The sequence below is a fragment of the Clostridiales bacterium genome (genome assembly GCA_017961515.1).
Taxonomy (GTDB): Bacteria; Bacillota; Clostridia; order Acetivibrionales; family RGIG10202; genus RGIG10202.
In genome coordinates this window covers 1-1,922 of the sequence record JAGCXC010000010.1, presented here as the reverse complement: position 1 = coordinate 1,922, position 1,922 = coordinate 1, and the positions used below count along the sequence as shown (strand labels likewise).

Sequence of the window (1,922 nt, the reverse complement as noted above, 5' to 3'; positions counted from 1 at the left end):
TACCATTCAAATCCGTGTGCATCCACGCGGAGCGTTATAATTCAGTCGGAGCTTGAACTCCCACTGAATTGTAAATATGTACCCACCGCCTACGCTTTTTCAAGCTTAGAGGCGGGGGACATCTCCGACTGAGTTATATTAGTCAGATGGAATGAAATTATTTTAATCTTATAAAAAAGTTATACTTGAATTGGACAATATTAAATTATATAATTTTGACATGAGATAAGGAATAGTGTAAACGGCAAAGTAGGGGGATTTTTTATGTCAAAAGAGATATTTATTGATGTTAATAGTGATGAGACAAGGGTTGCTATATTAGAAGATGGCAGATTAGTTGAAGTATACATAGAAAATGAAAACATATCAAAGACAGTTGGAAATATTTATGTTGGAAAGGTAAGTAGAGTTTTACCAGGCATGCAAGCAGCTTTTGTAGATATTGGGTTATCCAAAAATGCATTTTTATATGTAAGGGATGCAGTTTGTGAGGATGAGTATATAAAAAATCCAAAAGGTGAGTTTAAGATATCAAATATATTAAAAGCTGGGCAGGAAATAGTTGTACAGGTAATAAAGGAAGAAATTGGGACAAAAGGAGCTAGAGTGACAACACATTTAACATTACCAGGAAGGTATTTAATATTATTACCAACAGGCGATTATATTGGTATATCAAGACGTATTGAGGATGAAGAGATAAAAGAAAAGTTAAGAGAGGAAGTATTAAAAGTAAAGCCAGATAATATGGGACTTATAATTCGTACTATCGCTAGCATCGAAGATACACATAATTTTTCAGATGATGTGAAGTTTTTGACTAATTTATGGAGTGACATATTAAAAAAATCTAAAAAAGGTAATGTCCCAAGGTGTATTTATAAGGACATGAGTGCTATATTAAAGACAGTTAGAGATTGTTTTTCATTAAGTATTGATAAACTTACTATAAATAATAAAGAAGGTTATGAAAGTATATTAGAATTTTTAGAATTTACAGCACCATCTTTGAAACATAAAGTTCACTATAATTGTGTGGACTTATTCAAAAAATATGATATAGATTATTATATAAATCAAGCTTTAAATAAAAAGGTTTGGTTAAAATGTGGAGGTTACCTTATAATAGAGGAAACAGAGGCACTTACGGTTATTGATGTAAATACTGGAAAATTTATAGGAAAAAATGATTTAGAAGACACAATATTAAAGACAAATTTAGAGGCTGTAAAAGAGATAGCAATACAATTAAGAGTTCGAGACATTGGAGGAATAGTCATAGTAGATTTTATTGATATGAAAGAAGATAAACACCAAAATATGCTTATTGATGCAATGAAAGAAGAACTAAAAAAAGATAGAACAAAAACTATCGTTGTAGGAATGACAGGGCTTGGACTTCTTGAAATGACAAGAAAAAAGATACGGAAAAAATTATCTTCAGTTTTGCTGAGTGTGTGTCCTAATTGTAAAGGGACAGGAAAGATAAAGAAATCAGATTCTTATGATAATACACAAAGTTGCTAAGAATATTTATCTGATATTTGGCAAAAATACACTTACCTCCATAGGTGATGTGATGATATTCACCATATTATGCCTTGAATTTTTTGCTAATGCGATAAAATATTAACAAAACCGTGAGGCTCATGGGATAAGTCTCGTTCAATCTTAGCAGGTTAGTGCTATGAGCTAGAGATGCTCCTACTTTTACGAGTAGTGGGAGCATCTCACGGCATCTTGGTAAAAAACATAGTAAATACTAGTTCTTCACTTTGAAAGTCAATTACCCCGACCCTAAAGGGTCGAGGCTTGTGTGAAAAACCTGTCACCCAATAGAATACTAGAGTTTGTAGTTCATCCATCTGGTCCTAACGTCATAAAAATGCTCCCAGACTGTGCGTTCACCTGCATCCTTCGGT

At 32.6% G+C, this 1,922-nt stretch carries 1 protein-coding gene; it reads left to right on the top strand.

Annotated elements, in window-relative coordinates; translation table 11 throughout:
• Positions 1 to 264 precede the first annotated feature (264 nt).
• Positions 265 to 1,527, top strand: a complete 1,263-nt coding sequence (locus J6Y29_00425) for an Rne/Rng family ribonuclease (protein ID MBP5426357.1) — start codon at positions 265 to 267, stop codon at positions 1,525 to 1,527.
• Positions 1,528 to 1,922: the final 395 nt, after the last annotated feature.